23 protein-coding genes are annotated in these 24504 nt (G+C 70.4%); 12 read left to right on the plus strand and 11 right to left on the minus strand.

Features of this window, described 5'->3' with window-relative positions:
• Nucleotides 1–90 precede the first annotated feature (90 nt).
• Complete coding sequence (locus OG912_RS10275) at nucleotides 91–855, minus strand: hypothetical protein (protein WP_327709083.1); 765 nt, start codon at nucleotides 853–855, stop codon at nucleotides 91–93.
• 194 nt (nucleotides 856–1049) lie between these two features.
• On the minus strand, nucleotides 1050–3353 hold the full coding sequence (locus OG912_RS10280) for a transglycosylase domain-containing protein (protein ID WP_327709084.1): 2304 nt from the start codon (nucleotides 3351–3353) through the stop codon (nucleotides 1050–1052).
• A 222-nt stretch (nucleotides 3354–3575) separates the two neighbouring features.
• On the opposite strand from OG912_RS10280, the gene OG912_RS10285 reads away from it, so the two are divergent.
• The 5 genes from OG912_RS10285 to OG912_RS10305 all read left to right on the plus strand — a co-directional run bounded on the left by OG912_RS10285 (nucleotide 3576) and on the right by OG912_RS10305 (nucleotide 8496).
• Nucleotides 3576–4547 carry an SPFH domain-containing protein gene (locus OG912_RS10285; RefSeq protein ID WP_327709085.1) on the plus strand — a complete coding sequence of 324 codons (972 nt, stop codon included), beginning with the start codon at nucleotides 3576–3578 and terminating at the stop codon, nucleotides 4545–4547.
• The gene (locus tag OG912_RS10290) at nucleotides 4544–4792 is read left to right on the plus strand and encodes a hypothetical protein (protein ID WP_327709086.1); all 249 of its coding nucleotides are present in this window, start codon (nucleotides 4544–4546) and stop codon (nucleotides 4790–4792) included. The genes OG912_RS10285 and OG912_RS10290 overlap by 4 nt, the downstream gene beginning before the upstream one ends.
• A gap of 103 nt (nucleotides 4793–4895) precedes the next feature.
• Nucleotides 4896–5420, plus strand: a complete 525-nt coding sequence (locus OG912_RS10295; protein ID WP_326738454.1) for a PadR family transcriptional regulator — start codon at nucleotides 4896–4898, stop codon at nucleotides 5418–5420.
• Nucleotides 5417–6103 (plus strand): ABC transporter ATP-binding protein, encoded by a 687-nt coding sequence (locus OG912_RS10300; RefSeq protein WP_327709087.1) that lies wholly within the window; start codon nucleotides 5417–5419, stop codon nucleotides 6101–6103. The genes OG912_RS10295 and OG912_RS10300 overlap by 4 nt, the downstream gene beginning before the upstream one ends.
• The gene (locus tag OG912_RS10305) at nucleotides 6100–8496 is read left to right on the plus strand and encodes an ABC transporter permease (protein ID WP_327709088.1); all 2397 of its coding nucleotides are present in this window, start codon (nucleotides 6100–6102) and stop codon (nucleotides 8494–8496) included. Before OG912_RS10300 ends, OG912_RS10305 begins: the two co-directional genes overlap by 4 nt.
• A gap of 29 nt (nucleotides 8497–8525) precedes the next feature.
• Here OG912_RS10305 and OG912_RS10310 read toward each other — a convergent pair whose 3' ends face one another.
• Entirely contained in the window at nucleotides 8526–9491 is a 966-nt protein-coding gene (locus tag OG912_RS10310) for a hydrogen peroxide-inducible genes activator (RefSeq protein ID WP_327709089.1), read from the minus strand.
• 132 nt (nucleotides 9492–9623) lie between these two features.
• On the opposite strand from OG912_RS10310, the gene OG912_RS10315 reads away from it, so the two are divergent.
• Both OG912_RS10315 and OG912_RS10320 read left to right on the plus strand, forming a co-directional pair.
• Nucleotides 9624–10178: a peroxiredoxin gene (locus tag OG912_RS10315; RefSeq protein ID WP_123461343.1), complete on the plus strand. Its 555-nt coding sequence runs from the start codon at nucleotides 9624–9626 to the stop codon at nucleotides 10176–10178.
• Nucleotides 10179–10190: 12 nt separating this feature from the next.
• Nucleotides 10191–10724: an alkyl hydroperoxide reductase gene (locus OG912_RS10320; RefSeq protein ID WP_327709090.1), complete on the plus strand. Its 534-nt coding sequence runs from the start codon at nucleotides 10191–10193 to the stop codon at nucleotides 10722–10724.
• A 102-nt stretch (nucleotides 10725–10826) separates the two neighbouring features.
• On the opposite strand, the gene OG912_RS10325 is transcribed toward OG912_RS10320, so the two are convergent.
• The 4 genes from OG912_RS10325 to OG912_RS10340 form a co-directional block, all read right to left on the minus strand.
• Entirely contained in the window at nucleotides 10827–12230 is a 1404-nt protein-coding gene (locus OG912_RS10325) for an AI-2E family transporter (protein WP_327709091.1), read from the minus strand.
• A 134-nt stretch (nucleotides 12231–12364) separates the two neighbouring features.
• Nucleotides 12365–13069: a lytic transglycosylase domain-containing protein gene (locus OG912_RS10330; RefSeq protein ID WP_327709092.1), complete on the minus strand. Its 705-nt coding sequence runs from the start codon at nucleotides 13067–13069 to the stop codon at nucleotides 12365–12367.
• Nucleotides 13070–13464: 395 nt separating this feature from the next.
• The gene (locus OG912_RS10335) at nucleotides 13465–14781 is read right to left on the minus strand and encodes a PhoH family protein (protein ID WP_327709093.1); all 1317 of its coding nucleotides are present in this window, start codon (nucleotides 14779–14781) and stop codon (nucleotides 13465–13467) included.
• A gap of 331 nt (nucleotides 14782–15112) precedes the next feature.
• Complete coding sequence (locus OG912_RS10340; RefSeq protein WP_148020469.1) at nucleotides 15113–15874, minus strand: isoprenyl transferase; 762 nt, start codon at nucleotides 15872–15874, stop codon at nucleotides 15113–15115.
• A gap of 195 nt (nucleotides 15875–16069) precedes the next feature.
• On the opposite strand from OG912_RS10340, the gene mgrA reads away from it, so the two are divergent.
• The gene (gene mgrA / locus OG912_RS10345) at nucleotides 16070–17110 is read left to right on the plus strand and encodes an L-glyceraldehyde 3-phosphate reductase (RefSeq protein WP_326738447.1); all 1041 of its coding nucleotides are present in this window, start codon (nucleotides 16070–16072) and stop codon (nucleotides 17108–17110) included.
• A gap of 383 nt (nucleotides 17111–17493) precedes the next feature.
• Nucleotides 17494–18648, plus strand: a complete 1155-nt coding sequence (locus OG912_RS10350; RefSeq protein WP_327709094.1) for a winged helix DNA-binding domain-containing protein — start codon at nucleotides 17494–17496, stop codon at nucleotides 18646–18648.
• Between the two features lie 9 nt (nucleotides 18649–18657).
• Here OG912_RS10350 and OG912_RS10355 read toward each other — a convergent pair whose 3' ends face one another.
• The 3 genes from OG912_RS10355 to OG912_RS10365 all read right to left on the minus strand — a co-directional run bounded on the left by OG912_RS10355 (nucleotide 18658) and on the right by OG912_RS10365 (nucleotide 20917).
• A complete protein-coding gene (locus tag OG912_RS10355; RefSeq protein ID WP_327709095.1) occupies nucleotides 18658–19116 on the minus strand; it encodes a hypothetical protein in 459 nt (152 codons plus the stop codon).
• A 75-nt stretch (nucleotides 19117–19191) separates the two neighbouring features.
• Nucleotides 19192–19998: a class I SAM-dependent methyltransferase gene (locus OG912_RS10360; protein ID WP_327709096.1), complete on the minus strand. Its 807-nt coding sequence runs from the start codon at nucleotides 19996–19998 to the stop codon at nucleotides 19192–19194.
• Nucleotides 19999–20080: 82 nt separating this feature from the next.
• On the minus strand, nucleotides 20081–20917 hold the full coding sequence (locus tag OG912_RS10365) for a prepilin peptidase (protein WP_327709097.1): 837 nt from the start codon (nucleotides 20915–20917) through the stop codon (nucleotides 20081–20083).
• A gap of 104 nt (nucleotides 20918–21021) precedes the next feature.
• On the opposite strand from OG912_RS10365, the gene OG912_RS10370 reads away from it, so the two are divergent.
• From OG912_RS10370 to OG912_RS10380, 3 genes are all read left to right on the plus strand, one after another.
• Complete coding sequence (locus tag OG912_RS10370; protein WP_327709098.1) at nucleotides 21022–21393, plus strand: DUF192 domain-containing protein; 372 nt, start codon at nucleotides 21022–21024, stop codon at nucleotides 21391–21393.
• Nucleotides 21394–21897: 504 nt separating this feature from the next.
• Complete coding sequence (locus OG912_RS10375) at nucleotides 21898–23082, plus strand: hypothetical protein (RefSeq protein WP_327709099.1); 1185 nt, start codon at nucleotides 21898–21900, stop codon at nucleotides 23080–23082.
• Between the two features lie 104 nt (nucleotides 23083–23186).
• Nucleotides 23187–23954 carry a hypothetical protein gene (locus tag OG912_RS10380; RefSeq protein ID WP_327709100.1) on the plus strand — a complete coding sequence of 256 codons (768 nt, stop codon included), beginning with the start codon at nucleotides 23187–23189 and terminating at the stop codon, nucleotides 23952–23954.
• Between the two features lie 18 nt (nucleotides 23955–23972).
• Here OG912_RS10380 and OG912_RS10385 read toward each other — a convergent pair whose 3' ends face one another.
• Nucleotides 23973–24497, minus strand: coding sequence for a hypothetical protein (locus tag OG912_RS10385; RefSeq protein WP_327709101.1), 525 nt, complete (start codon nucleotides 24495–24497; stop codon nucleotides 23973–23975).
• Between the last annotated feature and the right edge of the window lie 7 nt (nucleotides 24498–24504).

Raw genomic sequence — 24504 nt, forward strand, 5'->3', positions numbered from 1 at the left:
TCCCGCCGCCCGGGTTCCGTGACCTCCGGAACCCGGGGCGGTCATCCCACGCAGCCCTCGGAGGATGCGGGTGGGACGAGGGACCGCGGCTCAGCACGTGGCCACCGGCACCGCGGTCACGGGCTGCGCGTCGGCGTCCGCACCGAGACTCCGGGTGAACGCGTAGCACTGCTGGACCGGTGTCCCGTCGCCGTTCTCACGGACGAGCACCGTGACGACCACCGCCTCGTCGGACCGGCGGACCCTCTTCACGGAGTAGGGACGCTGCTGGTCAGCGGGATCCAGGACCCGGGCCACCTCTGCCCGGGTCACCTTCTCGGCGGCCATGGTCTTGATGCGTTTCTGCGCGAGGGCCACGTCGGCGGAGATCATCCGGCTCGGCGCGCACGCTCCGCGGTCGCGTTCGACCGGCTTCGTTTCCCACGTCCCCCGGGGCGTCCGCACGGACGTCAGGGTGAAGCAGCGTTCCACCTCGATGGGACCGGCAGCGAGCAGGATCGCCTCCTCGGTGTAGAAGGAGGACCACGAGACGGTGGCGGTGTAGGTCCCGTGTGCCCGGTCGTACACGATGACCGGTGCCTGCGTGTGCCGCCGGATGACGCCGATCAGTGCGTCGGGGGCCGTTGAGCGGCTGGAGGACAGTGCGCGGGACGTGCTGTCCGATGCGTGCCGGGCCTGCGCGAGGACAAAGGCCGTGGCGGCCTCCTTCCGCTGGGCGTTCACGTGCCCCGCATGCCACACCGAGTACCAGAAGTAGGCGAGCAGTGCGGCCGGCAGCATCAGCAGAATGAGGCAGCCGGTGGCGGCGCGACGGGTGAACCGGCCCGCCGCCACCGGAGAGCTGGACGTTCTCAACTGACCGCGTCACCTCTTCGGGCCGATCTTCGGGCCGACTGACATCCGGCTCCCCCTCGGGGAGTTCACGAATTCGTTGATGCCTTCGGCATCATCGCACGCCCGTTCGGGTCGCCGCCGGGGTACGCGGACGGGCGGTGCGCGAGGAGAAGTCCTCGCGCACCGCCCGTTTCTGCGCCCGTCATGTCAGCCGGTCAACGTGTCGCCGCGTTCTCGTTGTCAGGCCGGTTGTTGTCCCCGGGGTCCAGCGGGAGTTCGGGGGTGGTGGACGGCCCCGGCTCGGTCGACGGGCCGGTGGGCGGCTCGCTCGTCGGCTCTCCCGAGGGGCTGGCGGGCGGCGTGGTCTCCGGGGGCTCGGTCGTCGCGGGCGGTGTGGTTGCGGGCGCCTTGGTCGTCGGATCGTCGGAGGGCGACACCTCTTCGGAGGGCGACGCGGGCGCGCTCGGCGAGCTGGTGTCCGGCGGCGGGGTGATCGCGGCGCCCATGTCGGTGTCGAGCACGAACTTGCCCGGGTCGCCCATGGCCTTCGCGGTGAAGTCCGCCCAGATCTGGGCCGGGAAGCCACCACCGTTGACGCGGCCACCGCCGCCTGCGCCCTTGAGGGTCACCTGGTCGTACTTGTGGATCTTCTTGCCGTTCTCGCCGGTGCGGTCGAAGGCCGCTTCACCGAACAGGCCGACCGAGGTGACGAGATTGGGGGTGTAGCCGGTGAACCAGGCGGACTTGTTGTCGTCCGAGGTACCGGTCTTGCCCGCGATCTGCTGGTCGGCGAGTCCCTCGGCGTTCCGTACCGCCTCGTGGGCCGTACCGTCGTCGACGACTCCGGTCAGCACGGAGGTCACGGAGTCCGCGGCCTGGCGCGTGATCACCTGGTCGCCGATCGCGTCGGGCATCTGCACCGGGTCGTCGCTCTGGTGCACGGCCGACTTCACGATCTGCGGGGTGACCTTCTTGCCGTGGTTGTCGAGCGTGGCGTAGATCCCGGCCATCTCCATCGGGCTCGCGCCCATGGAGCCGAGCGTCTGCGCGGGCACGGCGTCGAGGCCCTTCACATCCATGCCGAGCTTGCCGGCGGTCTGCATCACCTCATCCATGCCGACGTCCACGCCCATCTGCGCGAAGACGGAGTTGATGGACTTGTTCATCGCGGTCTGGACGGTGACCGATCCGTAGTCGCGGTCGTCCTCGTTCTCCGGTGAGAACGCGACGTCACTGCCCACGACCGGCCGCTTGCTGGTGCCGTCGTAGCGGGTGTTGGCGGTGATCTGCTGGTCGTCCTGCGTCACCGACTCCTGGTCGAGCGCGGCGGCGAGAATGACCGGCTTGAAGGTGGAGGCGGGCTGGAAGTCCGTCCGGGCCGCGTTCGACGACCAGTGTTCGCTCTGGCCGCGCCCGCCGTACAGGGCGAGCACCGCGCCGGTCTTCGGATTCACCGATACGGCACCGGCCTGGATGTCCTGGTCGAGCTTGCGCTTCTTCGTGTCCAGGTTGTCGATCAGCTTCGTCTCGACCGACTTCTCCAGCTGCTGCTGCTTCTTCTTGTCGATGTTGACGGTGATCGTCCAGCCACCGAGGTCGAACTGCTCGCTGCTCATGCCCGTCGCCTGCAGCACCGACTTGCGGGCCGCTTCGACGATGTACCCCTTCTGCCCCGCGACCCCGTTCACCGGCTTGGGGTCCTGCGGAACCGGGAACTTCAGGCCCTGGCGCTCGCCGGCGTCCAGCCACTTCTCCTCGACCATGTTGTCCAGGACGTAGTTCCAGCGCTCCTTGACGAGCGCCTTGCTCTTCGGGCCGGCGACGGCCCAGTCGTACTGGCTGGGGGCCTGGAGCAGGGCGGCGAGGTAGGCACCCTCGGCCACGTTCAGCTCCTTGGCGTCCTTGCCGTAGTACGCCTGCGCCGCGGCCTGGATGCCGTAGGCCTGCCGGCCGTAGAAGCTGGTGTTGATGTAGCCGGCGAGGATCTCCTTCTTGCTCCGCTTCTGGTCGACCTTCAGTGAGATGACCAGCTCTTTGAGCTTCCGGGTGACCGTCTGGTCCTGGTCGAGGTAGTAGTTCTTGACGTACTGCTGGGTGATGGTCGAGCCACCCTGCTTGCCCTTGCCGGAAACGGTGTTGAACAGGCCGCGTGCGGTGCCCTTGAAGTCGACGCCCTTGTCGTCGTAGAACGACTTGTTCTCGGCGGCGACGAAGGTCATCTGGACGTCCTTGGGCACCTGCGCGAGGTCCACGATCTCCCGGTTGACCTCGCCCGTCCTGGCCAGCAGGGTCCCGTCGGAGTACTTGTAGATGTTGCTCTGCAGCTTGGCCTGGGCATTGCCCTCGGGCACGTCCACGAGCATGTAGAGCACGGCGAAGCCGCCCATGCCCAGCAGGCAGACGGTGAAGGCCGCGCCCAGTAGTTTCCGCCAGGTGAAGAGTCTGCGTATGCCGCCGCCGCTCTTCCCGGCCCGCCGCGACCCGCGCCGCTGAGCTCGTCGCGCATCCGCTCGACCCATTGCTGTGTTGCTCCCGTTTCTGTGCTCGACCGGATCAGCTCGGACCTGCCAGCTAACACCGTTGGCAAGGACAAAAAGCGAGCGATCCCGCATTTTCCGGACGTGACAATCAGCACCTGTTCCCAAGGGAACCGACTCACGAGAGGTGCGCAGGGTTGCGAAAAGCATTAATGTGAAATCACATTGCTAGCGAACAGCTAGCTACGCGAACCGGGGGATTCCATGACTGAACCGAACAACCCGCACACCCCTGCCGGACCGCAGGCCGACCTCGTCCCCGACGCCCCCGAGATGCCGGAACCGCAGGTCCGCGAGACGACGGCGCACAGCATCGCCGGCGGCCTCGGACTCCTGCTGACCGTGATCGGGGTGTTCGCCGGCATCGGTCTCGCCATCCTCGGCGGCATCATCGGGTCGAACGGGAACAACGGCGTGGGCATCCCGCTCTGCATCCTGGGCGTACTGCTCACCATCGCCTCGTTCTTCTGCATGGGCGGTGTGAAGATGGTCGCACCGGGCGAGGCCAGGGTGATCCAGCTCTTCGGCCGGTACGTGGGCACGATCCGCGCCGACGGACTGCGCTGGATCAACCCGCTGACGTCCAGCCGCAAGATCTCCACCCGGGTCCGCAACCACGAGACCGCGGTCCTCAAGGTCAACGACGCCTACGGCAACCCGATCGAGCTCGCCGCGATCGTCGTCTGGAAGGTCGAGGACACCGCGCAGGCCCTGTTCGAGGTCGACGACTTCCTGGAGTTCGTCGCCACCCAGACCGAGGCCGCCGTCCGGCACATCGCCATCGAGTACCCGTACGACGCCCACGACGAGGGCGGCCTCTCGCTCCGGGGCAACGCCGAGGAGATCACCGAGAAGCTGGCCGTGGAACTCACGGCACGGGTCCAGGCGGCGGGCGTACGGATCATCGAGTCCCGCTTCAGCCACCTCGCGTACGCCCCCGAGATCGCCTCCGCGATGCTCCAGCGCCAGCAGGCGGGAGCGGTGGTCGCGGCCCGGCAGCTGATCGTCGAGGGAGCCGTCGGCATGGTCGAGATGGCGCTGAGCCGGATCGCCGAGCAGGACATCGTCGAGCTCGACCCCGAACGGAAGGCGGCCATGGTCAGCAATCTGATGGTGGTGCTGTGCGGCGACCGCGCGGTGCAGCCGGTCCTCAACACGGGCACCCTCTACCAGTGACGGATCAGACCCCGCGGCGCCGCGCGCCGCAGTCCGGGCCGCAGCAGCGCAAGCAGATGCTGCTGCGGCTGGACCCGGCCGTGCACGACGCGCTGGCACGCTGGGCCTCGGACGAGCTGCGCAGCGCGAACGCGCAGATCGAGTTCCTGCTGCGGCGGGCGCTCGCCGAGGCGGGCCGGCTGCCCGGAGGCGCGGCGCCTATCCCGCGCCGCGGACGCCCACCGAAGGCGCCGGACCCGGAGTGACCACGGGGGTCCGCCCCGGCCACCGACCACCGGCCACTCGAAGGGGTGGCCCTCACCCGGTCGGTATACACACCAGGTATACACACCGTGTACAGTCGTCGTCATGTCTATCGGCCACACCCTGCTCGGGCTCCTGGAGTCCGGCCCCCGCCACGGCTACGACCTCAAACGGACCTTCGACGAAAAGTTCGGGCACGACCGCCCCCTGCACTACGGGCAGGTCTACTCCACGATGTCCCGGCTCCTCAAGAACGGCCTCGTCGAGGTCGACGGTGTGGAGACCGACGGCGGCCCGGAGCGCAAGCGCTACGCCATCACCGACGCCGGGATCACCGATGTCGCGACCTGGCTCACGCAGCCCGAGAAGCCGGAGCCGTACCTCCAGTCGACCCTGTACACCAAGGTCGTCCTCGCCATGCTCACCGGCCGCAGCGCCGCCGACGTGCTGGACGCCCAGCGCTCCGAGCACCTGCGCATGATGCGCATCCTCACCGACCGCAAGCGTCAGGGCGACCTCGCCGACCAGCTGATCTGCGACCACGCCCTGTTCCACCTCGAAGCCGATCTGCGCTGGCTGGAGCTCACCGCCGCGCGACTCGGCCAGCTCGCGAAGGTGGTGGCCCCGTGATCCCCGCCGGCTCCCTGCTCGCCGCCCACGATCTGCGCAAGACCTACGGGTCGACCCCCGCACTCGACGGCGCCTCGTTCTCCGTCCACCCCGGCGAGGTCGTCGCCGTGATGGGCCCCTCCGGCTCCGGCAAGTCCACTCTGCTGCACTGCCTCGCCGGGATCATCACCCCCGACTCCGGCACCATCACCTACGCCGGACGCGAGCTGTCCGCCATGTCCGACGCCCAGCGCAGCGCCCTGCGCCGCAGCGAGTTCGGCTTCGTGTTCCAGTTCGGCCAGCTCGTCCCCGAGCTGACCTGTGTGGAGAACGTCGCTCTGCCGCTGCGGCTGAACGGCACCCGCCGCAAGCCCGCCGAGCGCACCGCCCTGGAGTGGATGGAGCGCCTGGAGGTCGACGACATCGGCGCCAAACGCCCCGGCGAGGTCTCCGGCGGCCAGGGCCAGCGCGTCGCCGTGGCCCGTGCGCTCGCCGCCTCGCCGAAGGTGATCTTCGCGGACGAGCCGACCGGCGCCCTGGACTCCCTCAACGGCGAGCGGGTCATGCAACTGCTCACCGAGGCGGCCCGCTCCGCCAACGTCGCCGTGGTGCTCGTGACCCACGAGGCCCGCGTGGCCGCCTACTCCGACCGCGACATCACCGTCCGCGACGGCCGGGCCCGCGATCTGGAGCACGCCGTATGACGCTGCTCGACGAGAAGAGGACCCCGGCCGGCCCGGTGCCTCCTCCCGAAGCCCCCTCCCGCACCGCACCCTGGCTGCGCGATCTCGCGCTCGGGATCCGCTTCGCCGCCGCCGGCGGCCGCGAGGGCTGGATCCGTACCCTGCTCACCGCCGTCGGCGTGGGAATCGGTGTGGCGCTGCTGCTCACCGCCTCCTCCGTGCCGCACATGCTCGACGAGCGGTCCGCCCGGGACCAGGCACGCTCCGAGACCAAGATCTCCGAGTCCCCCGACGCCTCGGCGAAGAAGTCGGACAGCACCGTCCTGCGGGTAGAGGCGAGCACCGAGTACCACGACCGCTCCATCACGGGCTTCCTGATGCGCGCGGACGGCGGCCACCCGGTCGTCCCCCCGGGGATCGACGAACTCCCCGCCCCCGGCGAGATGGTGGTCTCCCCCGCGCTCGGAAAACTCCTCGACTCCCCGAAGAACGCGCTGCTCAAGGAGCGGCTGCCGTACGAGGTCACCGGCACGATCTCGGACGAGGGCCTGCGCTCACCCGGCGAGCTGTGGTTCTACGCGGGCAGCGACACCCTGACCAGTGCATCGGGCGGCCACCGGATCGCCGGATACGGCAAGCCCGGCCCGACCGACCCGCTGCCACCGATCCTCATCGTGCTGACCATCATGGTCTGTGTGGTGCTGCTGGCCCCCGTGGCCATCTTCATCGCCACCGCTGTCCGCTTCGGCGGTGACCGCCGCGACCGCCGCCTCGCCGCCCTGCGCCTGGTCGGTACGGACATCCGGATGACCCGCCGGATCGCGGCCGGTGAGGCACTCTTCGGCTCGGTGCTCGGCCTCCTCATCGGACTGGCCGTGTTCCTGACGGGGCGCCGGTTCGTCGGCCACATCGAGATCTGGGACGTCAGCGCCTTCCCCGCCGACCTGGCCCCCGACGCCCGGCTCTGCGTGCTGATCGCCCTCGCGGTTCCGCTCACCGCCGTGCTCGTCACCCTGATCGCCATGCGCTCCGTGGTCATCGAGCCGCTCGGTGTCGTACGCAACAGCCGCAGCCGCAAGCGTCGCCTCTGGTGGCGGCTGCTGCTGCCGGTCGCCGGACTCGCGGTCTTCGGACTCGGGGGCAGGATCGACGAGTACAGCGTCGTCAACCCGTATCCGGTCGCCGGAGGCGCGGTGCTCGTCCTCGTCGGGCTGGCCCTTCTCCTGCCCTGGCTGGTCGAGGCCTGCGTCGGGCGGATGCGCGGCGGCCCGATCCCCTGGCAGCTGGCCACCCGCCGGCTCCAGCTGAGCAGCGGTGCCGCCTCCCGCGCGGTCAGCGGCGTCACCGTCGCCGTGGCCGGTGCGGTGGCCCTGCAGATGCTGTTCGCCGCGATGAACGACGACTTCAACAGGATCACCGGCCAGGACCCGTCCCGCGCCCAGTTCTACGCCGCCTCCCAGATCGTCAGAGGCGATGCCGCCCTGCACTCGATCAAGGAGTTCCGCGCCACCAAGGGCGTCACCCAGGTCATCGGCACGGTCGAGGCGTACGCGACGAAGCCGGGGACGTACAAGGAGGACGAGATCCAGCCCACCACCTCGTTCACCGTCGGGGACTGCGCGACCCTGCGCGAGATCGCCCGGATCACGACCTGCCGGGACGGCGACACCTTCGTCGCCCACCCCAAGGACAAGGGGCAGGCCGGCTGGGTCGACCAGACCGCTCGCAAGGGCAAGGTGCTCGAATTCGACAGCTACGGCCACGGCACGCCGCTGCACTGGACGCTGCCTGCCGGCTCGCGGACCGTCGCGGCCCGGACCGACCCGTACGGCGAGGAGCGCTCGGGCATCCTGGTCACGCCCGGAGCGATTGACGCGCGGACCCTGCCGGGAGCCGAAACCGTCGCGCAGATCCGCATCGACGAACAGGTCCCGGACGCCGCCGAGTACGTACGCAACACGGCAGCAAGGCTCGACCCCGGAATGCGCCTGGTCACCCTGAACTCGGTCGAGCGCAACCGGCAGTACGCGAGCATCCAGACCGGCCTCCAGGTCGGCGCGACCGCCACGCTGCTGCTGATCGCGGCATCCATGCTGGTCTCCCAGCTGGAGCAACTACGTGAGCGCAAGCGGCTGTTGTCGGTCCTGGTCGCCTTCGGCACCCGACGGGTCACGCTCGGCTGGTCGGTGCTGTGGCAGACGGCGATCCCGGTGGTCATCGGGCTCGCGGTGGCGGTGGCCGGCGGCCTCGCCCTCGGCGCCACCCTGTGCTGGATGGTCGGCAAACAGGTGTCCGGCTGGTGGCTGTTCCTGCCACTGGCGGGGGCGGGCGCGTCGCTCATCCTGCTGGTCACCCTGCTGTCCCTGCCGCCGCTGTGGCGCATGATGCGCCCGGACGGGCTGCGCAGCGAGTAGCACCCGCGACGGCCGGCCGGACCCCTGACTCAGGTCCGGCCGGCCGTCGCCACACGCACCGGCAGCGCCGCCATCGCCCCGCGCAGCGCCGCCGCGAACTCCTCGAACTCCTCGTGCCGGGCCGCCCCGGTCCGCATCCCCAGCGCCACCCGCCGCGCAGGGGCCGGGTCCGCGAAGTACCCCGTGGTCAGCGCGTCGTTGCGGGCCGTCTCGACCGTCACCGCGGTCCGCGGCAGCAGCGTCACCCCGAGCCCTCCGGCCACCAGCTGCACCAGGGTGGAGAGCCCGGCCGCGGTCGTGGTGACCGGAGCACCCTCCGTACGCCCCGCCTCACGGCAGATGTCGAGCGCCTGGTCGCGCATGCAGTGCCCCTCGTCGAGCAGCAGCAACGGCAGCTCCCGCAGCGCCTCGCGCGGAATGTCCTGCCGCCCGCCGAGCCAGTGGTCGCGCTCCATGACCAGCACGAAGTCCTCGTCGAAGAGCGGGAGTTCGGTCACTCCCGGCACCCCGAGCGGCACCGCGAGCAGCAACAGGTCCAGCCGCCCCGCCGCCAGCCCCTCCAGCAGCGAGGAGGTCTGCTCCTCGTGCACCTGGAGGTCGAGGTCCGGGTAGCGGTCATGGACCAGCCGCAGCACGGTCGGCAGCAGATACGGGGCGACGGTCGGAATCACGCCGAGCCGCAGCACTCCGGTGAAGGGCGCCCGGACCGCCTCGGCCTCCTCCATCAGCTCGCCGACGGCATGCAGGACGACCCGCGCCCGCACCGCGAGCCGCTCCCCGGCGGGCGAGAGCAGTACCTTGCGCGTCGTACGCTCGATGAGCTGGACACCCAGTGCCTCCTCCAGCGCGGACACCGCCCCGGAGAGCGCGGGCTGACTCATCCCGATTGCGGCCGCCGCGTCCCGGAAGTGCAGATACTCCGCCACGGCGGCGAAGGCGCGCAGCTGCGAGAGGCTGGGCTGTTTGGGCCGGATGCCCTGATTACTCTGGGCCACTGATAGGCACCTCCGATCATCACGACCGAGTGTAGCTATTTCCGCGATCAATGCACTCTGTGCCAAGGTGGAGGTCGTCCAACCCTCAGGAACTCCCCCAAAAAGGGAATTCCTACGCTGCAAGGAGAGCGCGTGCTCACTGTCGGTGACAAGTTCCCCGAGTTCGACCTGACCGCTTGTGTTTCGCTGGAGAGCGGCAAGGAGTTCGAGCAGATCAACCACAAGACCTACGAGGGACAGTGGAAGATCGTCTTCGCGTGGCCGAAGGACTTCACCTTCGTGTGCCCCACCGAGATCGCCGCGTTCGGCAAGCTGAACGAGGAGTTCGCCGACCGTGACGCGCAGATCCTCGGCTTCTCCGGTGACTCCGAGTTCGTGCACCACGCCTGGCGCAAGGACCACCCGGACCTGACCGACCTGCCCTTCCCGATGCTCGCCGACTCCAAGCACGAGCTCATGCGGGACCTCGGCATCGAGGGCGAGGACGGCTTCGCGCAGCGCGCCGTCTTCATCGTCGACCAGAACAACGAGATCCAGTTCACGATGGTGACCGCCGGTTCCGTGGGCCGTAACCCCAAGGAGGTCCTGCGGGTCCTCGACGCCCTGCAGACCGACGAGCTGTGCCCCTGCAACTGGACCAAGGGCGAGACCACCCTTGACCCGGTCGCGCTCCTCTCGGGCGAGTGAGCTGACACCGACATGGCACTCGACGAACTGAAGGCCGCCATACCGGACTTCGCCAAGGACCTGAAGCTGAACCTCGGTTCGGTCATCGGCAACAGCGAACTCCCGCAGCAGCAGCTCTGGGGCACCGTCCTCGCCTGCGCGATCGCCTCGCGCTCGCCGAAGGTGCTGCGCGAGCTGGAGCCGGAGGCGAAGGCCAACCTCTCCGCGGAGGCGTACACCGCCGCGAAGTCGGCCGCCGCCATCATGGCGATGAACAACGTGTTCTACCGGACCCGGCACCTGCTGTCGGACCCGGAGTACGGCAACCTCCGGGCCGGCCTGCGGATGAACGTGATCGGCAAGCCGGGCGTGGAGAAGGTCGACTTCGAGCTGTGGTCGCTCGCCGTCTCCGCGATCAACGGCTGCGGCCAGTGCCTGGACTCCCACGAGCAGGTGCTGCGCAAGGCCGGCGTGGACCGTGAGACCATTCAGGAAGCCGTCAAGATTGCCTCGGTGATCCAGGCGGTCGGTGTGACCCTCGAAGCCGAGGCAGTCCTCGCCGAGTAGCACCCGCAGTACCCCTGATACGAGAAGGGCCCCCAGGACGACCGACCGTCCGAGGGGCCCTTCTTATATGTGCGCTGTGTGCGCTGTGTGCGCCGTCTCCGCTCAGAGCGCCTTCGGCGCGTCCGCAGCCGGCTCCTCGTCGCTGCCGTCGTCGAACTCCTCCGGCGGCGAGCCGGGCGCCGGCTTCGGTGCCGCGTCCAGCGAGGTCGAGCCGTGCGGCGGTGGCGAGTGGCGGCGGGACTCCTCCTGCCCGTACGTCCGCAGATAGCCGACCACCGTATTGGTCACCGCGACCAGCGGCACCGCGACGACGGCGCCCCCGATGCCGGCGATCATGCCGCCCGCGGCGACCGAGAGCACCACGGCCAGCGGATGCACACGCACCGCGCGGCCCAGGATGAACGGCTGGAGGATGTGGCCCTCGATCTGCTGCACCGCGAGGACCACGGCCAGCACCATCAGTGCCGTGAACACGCCCTGGGTGACAAGGGCGACGACCACCGCCAGCGCCCCGGAGACCACCGCGCCGACGAGCGGGATGAAGGCGAACAGGAAGATGAAGACGGCCAGCGGAACGGCCATCGGCACATCGAGGAAGAAGATCCCGAGGCCGATGAAGATGGCGTCGATCAGGGCGACTATCACCGTGCCCCGCACATAGGCGGTCAGCGTCCGCCAGGCACGCGGACCGGCACCCGCGACTCCCGGCCGGGCCTGGGCGGGCACGAGCTTGAGCACCCAGTGCCAGATGCGCTTGCCGTCGTACAGCAGGAAGAGCGTGGAGAACATCGCCAGCAGCATCCCGGTGAGGAGCTCCACCATCACGGTGACGCCCTGCAGCCCGGCGGAGGTGATGGCCTCCGTGTTGGTGCCGACGGTGTCGCTGAGGTTCTTCGCTATGTCGTTGATCTGTTTGTCGGTCACATGGAACGGGCTGTCCAGCAGCCAGTTCTTCAGGTCGTCGATCCCCGTCCGCACCTTGTCGGAAAGGGTGTCGATGTTGTCCATGACCTGCCAGACCACGAACCAGCCGACCAGGCCCATGATGACGAAGCCCAGGATCGCCGTGACCGCGGTGGCCAGTCCGCGCGGCAGCCCGTACCGCCTCAGCCGGGCGACGGTCGGCTGAAGCATCGCGGTGACGAGCAGCGCGGCGACGAACGCCAGCACCACCAACTGCACCGCGCTGATGACGCGCATGAGCACCCAGAGGGTCCCGGCGAGCACCAGCAGCCGCCAGCCCGCCTCTGCCGCGACCCGCATCCCCCAGGGGATGGCCGCGACCGGATCGGGTCGCGCGGAGACGGAAGGCGCGTACGCGGGCGGCGGCGGGACATGGTCGGCCGCGCTCCCGGCCTCCCCTGCGGGCGCGCCCGCCGTCACCGCGGACTCCGTGTGCGCGGCGTCGTCCTCGGCCACCGCTTCGGCCCGCCGTTCGTCCAGGCGCTCACCCAGCCTGGTCAGTTCAGCACCCAGTTGTCCGAGCCACCCCGGCAGTTTCGACATACCGTCTCTCTACCCCCCGTCCACTTTCCCACCGCTCCCCGGGAAACGGTTCCGCCCGACCGTACACGCGCGAAGCCCCTCACCGTAGGACGGCGAGGGGCTTCGCGAGGTTGAGACCTGAACCTCGGAAGGTTCTAGTACCAGTGGTTGGCCTGCCAGAAGGACCAGGCACCGCACGGGCTGCCGTAACGGCCGTCCATGTAGTTCAGGCCCCACTTGATCTGGGTGGCCGGGTTGGTCTGCCAGTCGGCACCGGCGGAGGACATCTTGGAGCCGGGCAGTGCCTGGACGAGGCCGTAGGCGCCGGAGGACGGGTTGCTCGCCCGGTAGTTCCAGCTCGACTCGTGGTTCACGATGTTGCTGAAGCACTGGAACTGGTCGCCGGGAATCATCTGACGAGCCATCGCCTGGACGTCGGCCACGCTGTACGAGGCCTGCGTGGCGAACGCGGAGGCGCTGCGGATCTCGGAGCGGCTGGCGCGCTCGGCGCGCTCCGCCTTCTCCTGGCGCTCCTTCTCCAGCCGGTCCTCGGCCGCCGCCTTCTTGGACTTGGCGTCCTTGGCGGCCTGCACACGGGCTGATTCCTCGGCGGACTTCTTCGCCGACGCATCGGCCGCGGACGCCTGGGCGTCGGCCTGCTGCGTCAGCGATGCGGTCTGCACCTGGGCCTGCTGGCCCGCGGGGATGTCTGCGAGCAGCGTGGTGTCGGCTGCGGTCGCCTCGAAGTTGTTGTCGTCAGCAGGGGGAGTGCTGCCTGCTGCAACGCCTACGACGGCGCCAACGGTGGTTACCGCTGTGGCAGATGCCACGGCGAACCCCCGGACCGAGATCCGGCTCACACGGTGTCCTTCCAGCATCGCCCGCTTAGGTGACCTCGCGGGCGCAATCGTGCCCCTGACACTGGCCTCCCTACTGCTTGGGTCACGGGAGGCACGGGCCCGGTGGGCACTCCCCTGGGGGAGCGCCGCGTGGTGCTCGCGGGCGGCATACGGACGGCGGTTGTTGAGTTGTGTGGTGCGTGGCACCTCTGGAGGTGCCGGTGTGCCGTATGCGGGGCCTGACGGAAGCAAGACTCTGCCGGAACGGGACGCCGGGAAGCAATTCTCTGTTGCGTGTGAAAGCTCACACCTCGTTTGGAGCACGTGAATAACGGAAATGGTGCCGCAACACGATGCCGCCCGGCTAAGCTCCTTGGCTCGCCGGGCGGCATCAACTGTCCCATTCCGTATGAGATCTAGCCTTCTTCCAGCATTTCGGTCACCAGTGCGGCAATGCGGGAGCGCTCCGAACGCGTGAGCGTCACATGCGCGAAGAGCGGGTGCCCCTTCAGCTTCTCGACCACGGCGACCACTCCGTCGTACCGGCCGACCCGGAGGTTGTCCCGCTGGGCCACGTCATGCGTGAGCACCACTCGGGAATTCGCCCCGATTCTGGACAACACGGTCAGCAGGACGTTGCGTTCGAGCGACTGGGCCTCGTCGACGATCACGAAGGCGTCGTGCAGGGACCGGCCCCTGATGTGGGTGAGCGGCAGGACCTCCAGCATGCCGCGCCCCAGCACCTCCTCGATCACCTCGCGGCCGGAGACCGCCGAGAGGGTGTCGAAGACGGCCTGGGCCCAGGGGCTCATCTTCTCGGCCTCGCTGCCGGGGAGATAGCCGAGCTCCTGCCCGCCCACCGCGTACAGCGGACGGAAGACCATCACCTTCTTGTGCTGTCCTCGCTCCAGCACGGCTTCGAGGCCCGCGCAGAGCGCCAGCGCCGACTTGCCGGTGCCGGCCCTGCCGCCCAGCGACACGATGCCGACGTCCTGGTCCAGGAGGAGGTCCAGGGCGATGCGCTGCTCGGCGCTGCGGCCGTGGATACCGAAGGCCTCCCGGTCGCCGCGGACGAGGCGGACATTGCCCTCGGCCGTCACCCGGCCGAGCGCCTTGCCCCGTTCGGACTGGAGGACCAGGCCGGTGTGCACGGGCAGCTCGGCCGCCTCGGGGACGTACAGCGTCTCCTCGGTGAAGAGGAGGTCCACCTGTTCGGCCGAGAGGGATAGTTCAGACATTCCGGTCCAGCCGGAGTCGGTGATGGCGAGTTCCGCCCGGTACTCCTCGGCGAGGAGACCGACCGACGATGCCTTGATGCGCAGCGGCAGGTCCTTGGAGACGACCGTGACGTCGTACCCCTCGGCCTGGAGATTGCGAGCGACCGCGAGAATCCGTGAGTCGTTGTCCCCCAACCGGTAGCCGGCGGGAAGGACGCCGGGATCGGAGTGGTTGAGTTCGACGCGCAGCGTCCCGCCCAGATCCCCGAGGGGGATCGGGGCATCCAGCCGGCCGTACCTGACCCGGAAGTCGTCCAGCAGGCGCAGGGCCTGCCGGGCGAAGTACCCGAGCTCGGGATGGTGCCGTTTGGCCTCCAGTTCCGTGACCACGACGATCGGGAGCACGACTTCGTGCTCGTCGAAGCGGGACATGGCGTTCGGATCGGCCAGCAGGACGCTGGTGTCGAGAACATAGGTGCGCCTGTCGGGCATGCGGCGCTTTGTGCTGGTCACCACGGAAGGACGTACCCCCTCGGACGAGGTTGGGGTGCGACGGCGTCGCGGAGCATCCCAATGGGAGAGGACGGGCCGGGCTCCGGCCACCTTGCGCGGGCCGAGCGCCGGCCCTCCGCGTCGGCCGCACTGTATGTACGGTCCTTCGTGTGCAAAGGGCCTCCCGGGCGAGCGGACTCCATGCCGCTCACTTGGACACGACGTCCGCCTGGTTGGTGACCGGACGTCGACCTGTCAGGGGTATGCCCTCGAACACGCCAAGCCATGCCGACCTGGCCGGTTCCGGTCGAAGCCGTCCGGGGCCAGCCGGTGGCCTTCCGGCCCTCGAGAGGCCCTAGCCGCCGTAGCGGCGGTGACGGGCCGCGTAGTCGCGCAGGGCCCGCAGGAAGTCGACGCGGCGGAACGCCGGCCAGAAGACCTCGCAGAAGTAGTACTCCGAATGCGCGCTCTGCCAGAGCATGAAGCCCGACAGCCGCTGCTCGCCGCTGGTACGGATCACGAGGTCGGGGTCCGGCTGTCCCCGGGTGTAGAGGTGCTCGGAGATCAGGTCGGTGGAGACGATCTCCGCCAGGTCCTCGAAGGAGGTGCCCTTCTCGGAGTGGTCCAGCAGCAGGGAGCGCACCGCGTCCGCGATCTCCTGGCGCCCGCCGTAGCCGACGGCGACGTTGACCAGTATTCCGTCGACCCCGACGGTGGCCTGCTCGGCCTCCTTGAGGACCGTCTGGGTGTGCGCGGGCAGCAGGTCGAGCGTGCCGACGTGGTGGACGCGCCAGCGCCCGTCCGCCACCAGGTCGCGCACCGTGTTCTCGATGATGCCGAGGAGCGGGATGAGCTCGGACTCGGGCCGGTCGAAGTTGTCGGTGGAGAGCATCCAGAGCGTGACGACCTCGACGTCCGTCTCGCTGCACCAGCCGAGAAGCTCCTTGATCTTGTCCGCTCCGGCCTGGTGCCCCTGCGCGGCGGTGCCGCCGGACGCCTTCGCCCAGCGCCGGTTTCCGTCGAGGATGACGCCGATGTGCTTGGGCACCTGGGCGTGATCGAGGCGGGCCTCCACCCGGCGCGCGTAGAGCCCGTACACCAGGTCGCGCAAGTTCACTGAGTCCACCTCTCGGTTCCGTGCGGGCACGCCCGCCCCTTTGCCCGGGGTCCGGGGTCGTCCACCTGGGGATCGCTGCACCGGAAGGGGGCGATCGCCCCGCCGTGCCGTGCAGTCCCGAAGCCGCCACATTACTGCGCAGGCGGCGCACCGGCCCAACCCGGCCTGTCACAAGTCCGTGATAAGGAGGGAAACGTGACTGATTCCTCTTCCTCCTACCGGGCCGACGCCGCGCGCTACGACTCCATGGAGTACCGCCGCACCGGCCGCAGCGGCCTCAAGCTCCCGGCCGTCTCGCTCGGCCTCTGGCACAACTTCGGCGACGACCGCGCGCTCGACTCGCAGCGCGCCATCCTGCGCCGGGCCTTCGACCTCGGCGTGACCCACTTCGACCTGGCCAACAACTACGGCCCGCCGCCCGGCTCCGCCGAGCTCAACTTCGGAAAGATCTTCCAGCAGGATTTCGCCCCGTACCGCGACGAGCTGATCATCTCCACCAAGGCGGGGTACGACATGCACCCCGGCCCCTACGGCGAGTGGGGCTCGCGCAAGTACCTCCTTTCGTCGCTCGACGCCTCCCTGAAGCGGATGGGGCTCGACTACGTCGACATCTTCTACTCGCACCGCTTCGACCCGGACACTCCGCTGGAGGAGACGATGGGGGCCCTGGCCTCCGCCGTGCGGCAGGGCAAGGCGCTGTACGTGGGGGTGTCCTCGTACAACTCCGAGCAGACCGCAGAGGCGGCCCGGCTGCTGAAGGAGATGGGGGTGCCGGCCCTGATCCACCAGCCGTCCTACTCGATGATCAACCGCTGGACCGAGGACGACGGGCTGCTGGACACCCTGGAGGCGGCCGGCATGGGCTGCATCTCCTTCGTGCCGCTCGCCCAGGGGCTGCTGACCGGCAAGTACCTGAAGGGCATCCCGGAGGGTTCACGCGCCACGCAGGGCAAGTCCCTCAACCCGGACCTGCTCTCGGACGAGGTGGTCCGCCGGCTGAACGGGCTGAACGACATCGCACGCCGCCGCGGCCAGTCGCTCGCCCAGCTGGCCCTCAACTGGGTGCTGCGCGACAGCCGTATGACGTCGGCCCTGATCGGCGCGTCGAGCGTGGGGCAGCTGGAGGAGAACGTCGCGGCTCTGGCCGGACCGGCGCTGTCGGCCGGGGAGTTGAAGGAGATCGACACCTTCGCCGTGGACACCGCGGGCACCAACATCTGGGCCGGACGGGCCTGAGAGGCTGCCGGGGCTCACGACCGCGCCTGCGGTACGGACCCGGCGTTACGGACCCGGCAGTACCCGGGCACAAAAAAAACGGGCCGGTCCGTGGGGGGGGTTACGGACCGGCCCGAGGGGGGGTTTCCACCATAACCCTTCGTAAGTGATGCTGCGTGCCACGCCGCGAAATAATTACTCTCCGAATGTGCGGGACTCCGCTGCGGGCACGGAATCTAGCCCTCCGCAGGGCTCGGAACTGCACAGACGTCCGGTGGCGCCGCCTTGACGCCCGGACGGCCCCCGGGACGTACACAGGATGTGCACATTCCGGTGATGATCACGGGCGGGGCGGCCGGGCATGAGGACAGATTCTGACCTGATGGGCCGGTAGTTTTCGATTCATGACGACGCGACGCGCCACCGTGGACCGGGCAAGGGTGAACACCCGCCGAATGGAGCGCCAGGGTCTGACGGTCCCGCTCGACGCCGCCCCGGCCCCGGTGGTCGAGTTGATGCCGGCCGCGCATGCGCAGGTCCTGTCCGCCGCCGAGCTCTCCGTGGGGCTGCGGAGCCGCGATCTGACCCGTGCCGATGTGCGCAGGGCTCTGTGGTCGGACCGGACCCTGATCAAGACGTTCGGACCGCGCGGCACGGTCCACCTGGTGTCGGCGGCCGAACTGCCGCTGTGGACGGGCGCGTTGTCGTCGCTGCCGGCGGGCCGCAACACCCAGCCGGAAGGGGTGCGGATGACTCCGGAGCAGACCGCGGAGGTGCTCGCGGCCATCGCCGACGCCCTGACCGGCGCCGAGCTGACCGTCGACGAACTCACGGAGGCGGTCATCGCCCGCGCCGGGGCCTGGGCCGGCGAGCCGGTGATGCCCGCCTTCCAGACCCTGTGGCCGCGCTGGCGGCAGGTGACTCACCTGGCGTCCCACCGCGGACTGCTCTGCTTCGGCCAGGACCGCGGCCGCAAGGTCACCTACACCCGCCCCGACGTCACCCCGCTCGACGGACCGCCTGCACTCGCCGCACTCATCGGCCGATATCTGCACGCGTACGGCCCCGCCACCCCGCAGAACTTCGCCACTTGGCTGGCCGCACCCGCCCGCTGGGCCTCCGAACTGTTCGCGGGACTCGCGGCGGACGGGGAGATCGAAGAGGTGGCGTACGGGGACGGCAGCCCGGCCTGGGTGGTGGCGGGCGACACCGCCTTCCCCTCACAGCCGGTACGCGGGGTGCGGCTCCTCCCCTACTTCGACGCGTTCGTCATCGCGTCCCAGCCCCGCGAGGAGCTCTTCCCCGGCGCCGCCCGCACCCGGGCACTGGCGGGCGGCCAGGCGGGGAACTTCCCGGTGCTGCTCGTCGACGGCACCGTGGCCGGGGTGTGGCACCAGCGGCGCTCGGGCCGGCGGATCGCGGTGACGGTGGAGCCGCTGTCCCCGCTGACGGCCGGACAGCTCCGGGAGCTGGAGCAGCAGGTGGCCCGGGTGGGCGAGGTGCTGGAGGGGAAGCCGGAGCTGACGGTGGGGAAGGTGACGGTAGGGGCCCACGCGTAGGACGCGGCGTCAGGTCGTGGCGGCCACGCCCCGGTGGCCCCGGGTGAAGCGGATGCCCACGGTGTCGCCGCCCGTCACCACGAAACGGCCGCCCTCGCAGCGGATGACGGCCTCGTGCACCTCGCCCCGGTCGTCCCTGCGCTCCTCGGTGCGCAGCACCGTCCAGCCGCCGTCGGGCGGCTGCGGCAGCCGCCCCAACTCGGCGAACTCCCACTGGGCGGCGGGTACGCACCAGTCGGGAAGGTGCGGCCAGGTACCCGCCCCCACATGCAGGGTGCCGTCGGACGCGCAGGTCAGGAGCACCGACTGGCCGTCTGCCAGCAGGAAGGCGACCGCTTCCGGCTCCCCCATGCGCCCCTCGGGCCGGTAGAAGATGCCGAGGACGCCGACGATCCTGGCCCCTCTGAGCCATTCGGAGTTCCCCTGCCGCGGGCCGCGCGTCGCTTCCTCGTCGTTGCCGACCCTCATGGCCTGCTCCTTCCCCGTGCGCGTGCGCTCAGCACCCAGGGTGCCATCCTTCGGGCGCGGGAAGGGTGTTCGGCCTCATGCGGGTTTGCGGGCCTCGATCAGAAAGCGGGTGGTGTGGGCGACGAACGGCCCCTCGGTCTCGATCCGGTGGTGCAGCGCGGCAAGTCGGTTCCGGTACGCGCCGACGGTGAAGCCGGGCACCATCCAGATCACCTTGCGCAGGAAGTAGACGACCGCGCCGATGTCGCGGAACTCGGTGCGCAGCCGCTCCATCCGCAGGTCGACGACGTCGAGACCGGCCGCCCCGGCTGCGGCGCGCGCCTGCTCTGGGTCGCGTCCTGCGCGTACCTCCGGCGGCTGCGGGCCGAGGAAGTACTCGACGAGTTCGAAGACGCTCGCCGGGCCGACCTGCTGCGAGAAGTACGTGCCGCCGGGGGTCAGGACCCGGGCGATCTCCTCCCACCACGTGGTCACCGGATGGCGGCTGACCACCAGGTCGAAGGCCGCGTCACCGAACGGCAGCGGTGGCTTGTCCTCGTCCGCGACCACCACGGCTCCCAGCGGATGCAGCAGGGCGGTCGCACGGGCGATGTTCGGCGGCCAGCCCTCGGTGGCCACGGTCAGCGGCGGCAGCTTCGGTGCGGAGGCGAGCACTTCGCCGCCCCCGGTCTGGATGTCGAGCGCCGCCCGCGCCCGGCCGAGGCGCTCCCCCATGGCGCGGGCGTACCCCCAGGAGGGGCGCTCCTCGGTGGCCCGGCCCTCCAGCCAGGAGAAGTCCCAGCCGGCCACGGACACGGCGTCGGCCTCGGCGACCAGGGCTTCGAACCGGGCGCGTTCGGCTGCTTGCGCGGCTGTTCGCGCGTCATCGGGAGTTGCGGTCATACGGGGATGGTGGCAGCCGGACGCCACCGAGCGCGAAGCCATTTACGGCGCGCCACTGCGGCCGGCGGCCGTCCGGGGTCTCTCAGGCGGCCAGTCCGCCGAACAGGATCCCCAGCAGCGCGCCCGCGATCATGAACGGGCCGAACGGGATGCCCGTCTTGCGCCCGGCGCGCCGCATGATCACCAGCCCGAGCCCGTACACCGCCCCGAACAGGAACCCCGCGAACCCGCCGACGAACAGGACGGCCCAGCCGTACCAGCCGAGGGCCACGCCCAGGGAGAGGGCGAGTTTGACGTCGCCGAAGCCCATCCCGTTCGGGTTGATGAGGAAGAGCAGGAAGTAGAAGGCGCCGAGAGCGGCGCCGCCGAGCAGGGCGGGCAGCCAGCCGCCACCGTGCTCCGGCAGCAGAGCGGCAACGCCGAGGAGCACGGCGGCCACGGCCGCGGCCGGCAGCGTCAGCCGGTCGGGCAGCCGGTGGACCCGGCGGTCGATGGTCGCGAGGAGTACGCCGACGGGGGCGAGCAGCAGCCAGACGGCGAGCTCGGGGCGCGTCCCGGTGGCCGCGGCGAGGGCGGCGCAGGCGAGAGCGGTGACGACGGGGGCGAGGATGTGCGGGGCGTAGCGCGGGGCGGTGGGGGGCGGCGCGGTGTCGGGGCCGTCGGACTCGCCGGTCCCGTCGCCGGCCGGGTCCGGCCCGACTGCCTTGCGCACGGCGGTGGTTGCGCCCGCCTCGGCGCAGGTCGTGCAGCGCGTGGAGCCGAGCCAGCCGCGGCCGGGCCCGGTGAGGGCGTGACCGGCGGGGCACGCGTCCCGCCACGCGTCGTCCGGTTCGACGGAGAACCGGTAGGCGGCGCGAGGTACCAGCAGTCCGGCCGCGGCCCCCCAGAGGGCGGCGACCCCTATCAGCATGGCGTACACCTCATAGACCCTAGACGGCCCCGCGGACACCGGCCATGGGCCCGGGGGCCCACTCCTCGCCGAACCGGACCCAGGGCACGTCACGTGGCGCTACGGTCGTGGCCATGGCTCGATGGAGCAATGGAACAGGAACGCTGACGATCACCGACCGGGACGGGGAACGGGAGACCGTGGTGCCGCTGCGCATCGCGGCCTCGTACCGTCACCGGACCCGTGGACTGCTCGGCCAGGACGGGGTCGACGGCGCGCTGATGATCACGCCTTGCGGGAGCGTGCACTCCTTCCGGATGCGGTTCACGATCGATGTGGCCTATCTGGACCGGAAGTTCAACGTCGTGGCGGTGCACACGATGAAGCCCGGACGGCTGGGCCTGCCCCGGCTGCGGGCCCGGCATGTGATCGAGTCGGAGGCCGGCGCGATGGCGGCGTGGGGGCTGAGGCCGGGTACGCAGGTGCGGATCACGCAGACCGGTTGAACGGGGTTCCGTGGTGCGGGGTTCCTGGGTGCGGGGTTCCGTCCTCAATCGCCGGACGGGCTTGTGTGCGGGTCCCCCGCGGGGTGCGCCCCTGTCCGGTGGGTGGGGGTGGGGGCCCTCCGGGGAGACTCCTCAAAAATGGCGTGTGCACCCGACGACGAACAGGGACCCGGGTCGTACGCCATTTTCTGCGGGGACTCCCCTGCACGCCCCCACCCGGCCGCCCCTGCGTCTGAACACCGGCTCCGATGACTGCCGCAGACGCACGACGGCCGGGTCCGGGGCCGTGCAGGGGAGTCCCCGCAGGACGACGAACAGATACCCGGGTCCATCACGTACCCGCGGAACGTTCGTCGTCCGAGGAGACGCCCCGGAGGGGCACCGGACCCCCACCCACCGGGCAACAGCGCCCCGCGGGGCACCCGCACCACTAAGCCCGTCCGGCGCTTGAGGACGGAACCCCCCAGCCCAGGCCCCGGACACCCGGCGGACATAATCGGCCGTATGTCCGCCGACCCTTCCCCCCAGGTCACCCCCGCCCCGCCGCACCCGGAGCGCGGGCGGTTCGCCGCCGCCCTTGCCGCCGCCGCACCGGCTCTCGGCGTGTACGCCGCGGTGCGGATCGTCGGGCTCGTCGTCTTCTGGGCCGCCGCGTCGGTCGGCGGGAAGGACGCGCTGCATCTGCTCTCCGAGCGCTGGGACTCCATCTGGTACCAGCGGGTCGCCGAGAACGGCTACGGGTACACGGTCACGCTCCCGGACGTCGGCGTCCACTCCGATCTGGCCTTCTTCCCGCTGCTGCCCGCGCTGGAGCGCGGCATCGCGGAGGTGACCCCGCTCGGCCTCGCGGGCGCCGGGCTGCTGGTCGCCTGGGTTGCCGGGCTGCTCGCCGCCTGGGGGATCTTCGCCGTCGGGGCGCGGCTGTACGGGCGCCGGGCGGGGGTGCTGCTGGCCGCGCTGTGGGGGGTGTACCCGACGGCGTTCGTCCAGTCGATGGCGTACACCGAAACCCTGTTCACGGCGCTTGCCGCCTGGTCGCTGTACGCCGTGCTGACCCGGCGATGGATCGTGGCCGGTGGTCTGTGCGTGCTCGCGGGGCTGACCCGCCCCACCGCTGCCGCGCTGATCGCCGCCCTCGCGGTCACGGCGGCCGTCGTCCTCGTACGGGAGTACCGGGCCGGTGCCGTCGACGGCATCGTCCGCCGCAACGGCCGGATGCTGCTCGGGGTGGTCATCGCGCCGCTGGGCTGGCTCGCGTACGTGGTGTTCGTCGCGGTGCGCGAGGGCAGCCCGTTCGCCTACTTCGACGTGCAGGCGCAGTGGGGCAACAGCATCGACGGCGGCGCGGCCCTTGCCTCCTTCATCCTCGGGCTGCCGCTGCCCGGCATGCTCGGGCTGTGCGCGGCGCTGGCCGCACTCGGCTGGCTGGTGTCGCTGTGCGTGCGACAGCGCCAGCCGGTGCCCGTACTCGTGTACGGCATCGCCGTCGTCGTCATCTCGCTGATCGGCTCCGGATACTTCGGCTCCCGGCCCCGGCTGATGATGCCCGCCTTCCCGCTGCTGCTGCCGCCCGCCGTCGCGCTGGCGCGGGTGCGCTCCACGGCCCGTACGGTGACCGTCGTCGCGGTGCTCGCCGTGGCCTCGGCGGCGTACGGGGCGTGGACGCTGCTCGGTTCCGGCCCGCCGTGACTTGGGCCCGTGGGCCCAAGCAACCGGTGTGCTCCGGTTGTTACCGTGCCGAGTACGTGCGGGAACAGCGTCGGCGGCAGCGGTTCGCCGGTCAGGAGCGGTCAGTGACGAAGGTACGTGCGGCAGCTGTGGCGGCCACCACAGCAGTGCTCTGCCTGGCGGCCGTCGCCTGCGGAACGGACGAGAAGAAGTCCGAGCAGGACGGTGGAAAGGCCGCGGGCCCCCGCGCGAGTGCAAGCGCCGGCGCGAGTGCGCGTGCGAAGCCGGGTGGGGGTCCCTCCGCCACCAGCAGCGGTGAGGTCCTCGACAAGGCCGGACTGGCCGGGATCGCACTGACCACCGGCGAGGTGGCGGCGTACGAGGTCACGCCCATGCAGGGCGGCGAGGAGACCGGTACGGAGCGGTCCGAGAACAAGGAGTGCCGGCCCCTCGTGGCCGTGATCAACGGTGCTCCCGAGCCTGCCGCGGCCGCCACCGTGTTCCGTACCGTCATGGACAAGTCGGAGGAGGGCAAGGACGACCAGACCGTCGTCACCGAGATCCTCACCTCGCACCCCGAGGACGCGGCGCAGCAGCTCATGCGCGGGGTCCGGGACGCGGTACGGGCCTGCGCGGGCGGCTTCCGTACGTCGGGCGAGGACGGACCCTCCACGTACACCGAGGTCAAGCAGGTCCCGCTGCCGCCGGCGGGCCAGGAGAGCATCGCCTATCAGGTGACCGGGAGCATCGAGGGGGACAAGGTGCCGTTGCTCTTCCAGCTGGTGCGGACCGGGTCGACCGTCGTCACGTTCTACGTGGCGGACTTCCTCACGGCGAAGACCCCGCAGCTCCCGGCCGAACTCGTCGCCGCCCAGGCCGCCAAGCTGCCCTGACGCCGCCGCAGCGTCGCCTCACGCCCCCTCGGGCAGGGCCACCTCGGCGACGAGCGCGGCTCCCCCGGCGCCGTACAGCGTCAGCCAGCGCTGTTCGTCCGACGCGTTGCCGATCCTGATGCCGAAGGTCCAGGTCGGGTCGAGGAACAGGGTGTGCCCGCCCTCGAAGTCGAGGGCCAGGCAGGTGCACGCGGTGTCGGCGGCGCCCGGCACGCGGTAGACGCGCAGGCGGGTGCAGCGCAGTTCGTCGCGGCCGTCGCCGAAGAGCTGCTCACCGTACGAGGCGACGATCACCTCGTCCTCGGCCTCGGCGAGCAGTTCGATGCCGTTCCACTCGATGCCGGTCACCGATGTGGTGTCCAGCCGGTCGTACTGGCCGACGGACTCGAACTTCAGAAGTCCTTCGGCCAGCCGGAGCCAGACGGCGAGGGGCTGCGGCCGGAATTCGGGGAACTCCCCGTCGCGGTCCAGCAGTCCGGGGACGAGGACGTCGCGGACGGGGTGGTCACGCAGTGCCGTCTCCGCCGTCGTCCAACCGCTCATGTCCGCT

It is taken from the genome of Streptomyces sp. NBC_00464 (assembly GCF_036013915.1).
Taxonomy (GTDB): Bacteria; Actinomycetota; Actinomycetes; order Streptomycetales; family Streptomycetaceae; genus Streptomyces.